We start from the raw sequence: 1446 nt of genomic DNA on the forward strand, positions 1-1446 counted from the left end.
CGAAGACGCATTGGCGTTGCATGCACGGATTTGAAACCCTGTCGCATCGCTTCAAGACGGAAGGCAGGCCACCGATCCCCGACCCCGCCACGGTCACGGTCACGTCGGCAGCTGGCGACCGCTTAGCCGACGCGGCGGATCCGCACGACGAACTGCGTGGTAGTGTCCGGCTAGGCGACGGTGTCCTTTGAGGATCACTGACTCCACGCCTGACGTTCCCAACCTGTCTCTGTGGCCCGTTTCTGCTAGCTGTAGTACCTTTTCTGCACTGTCCTGTTAGGCATGTGGTCTCTGAGGGAGGATGCAATGACTTGGTTTTTAAAACTCCTAGCCTCGCGCCTCGACGTCCGGACGACGTGATGCACGACAGCAAGAACGATTTCGTGGTTGCTGAACCCACGGATTTGTGCGTACCGTTTATAGGCGACCTTGGTGTCACCGGTGTGTCAATCGCCGTTTTCGGTCCGAGGGGCGGTCAATCCACCATCTGCTCGAGTGATGCGGTCGCGGCGCGTATCGATGAATTGCAGTTCGATCTTGGCGAAGGCCCGCAGTGGGCCACACTCAAAACCGGTGTTCCGACGCTTGTGCCGGATGTTTCTATAGGCACCCATGATTCCTGGCCGATTTTTGCAGCGTCGATCGGTTCGCTCCACGTGGGCGCGCTCTTCTCGTTCCCGTTGCTTACGGGAGCAGTTACTGTCGGCACCGTCGGGTTATACCGGCGAACTGCAGGCGCCTTGAGCCCGCAACAGATGGAGATCGCACTGACTCTGGCGTCGGCCGTGACGGATGTTGCCGTGCGCCACGCCATCGCAGGAGCCAACAATGAGGGCGCTGGAGAGTCGCTGGTGACCCCGGCGATGAGGCGCGAGGTTCACCAGGCAACAGGGATGATCCTTGTCCAACTGGATACCACTGGTACCATCGCCCATTCGCGCCTGCAGGCCTACGCTTTTGCCCACGGTCGAACCGTTCACGACGTCGCCCGCGACGTCGTCAGTAGAGACTTAAGCTTCAGATCTCTCCCCGAGTAATATTACTACCGAGAAAGGAGCAAGTCATGGCTGACCTCACGCGCGAGGCGAAGCTGAATAGAGCGTTCGTTAAACTAGCCGACACCCTCACGGACGATTTTGACGTCGTTGACCTTCTCCAAAGCCTCGTGGAACAATGTTCGGAAATTCTCGACACCCAAGCTGCGGGTCTCATGCTCCTCGATGGTTTGGGCGAGTTGCAGCTAGTGGCATCCACCAGTGAAGAAACGACTCTCATAGAGGTGATGCAACTGAACGCGGGCGCCGGACCGTGTGTCGAATGCTTTATGACCGGGAAACCGGTGATCGTTGGCGACATTGAACGTTCCGGGGATCGGTGGCCTGCCTTCCGTCTTGAAGCGATGCGACAGGGTTTCAAATCCGTGCATGCAACGCCAATGCGTCTTCG

Annotated in this window: 3 protein-coding genes; all 3 read left to right on the top strand. The window is 58.3% G+C overall.

Going from position 1 to position 1446, the window contains the following annotated elements:
• On the top strand, positions 1 to 191 hold a 191-nt coding region (locus tag CXY72_RS19875), incomplete at its 5' end, for a hypothetical protein (RefSeq protein ID WP_233197557.1).
• A 93-nt stretch (positions 192 to 284) separates the two neighbouring features.
• The gene (locus CXY72_RS00060) at positions 285 to 1037 is read left to right on the top strand and encodes a GAF and ANTAR domain-containing protein (protein WP_146070961.1); all 753 of its coding nucleotides are present in this window, start codon (positions 285 to 287) and stop codon (positions 1035 to 1037) included.
• Between the two features lie 26 nt (positions 1038 to 1063).
• Positions 1064 to 1446, top strand: a 383-nt coding sequence (locus CXY72_RS00065) for a GAF domain-containing protein (RefSeq protein WP_146070962.1), incomplete at its 3' end; no start/stop codon positions are given.

This window comes from Cryobacterium sp. Y57 (assembly GCF_002929505.1).
In the GTDB taxonomy this organism is placed as follows: Bacteria; Actinomycetota; Actinomycetes; order Actinomycetales; family Microbacteriaceae; genus Cryobacterium.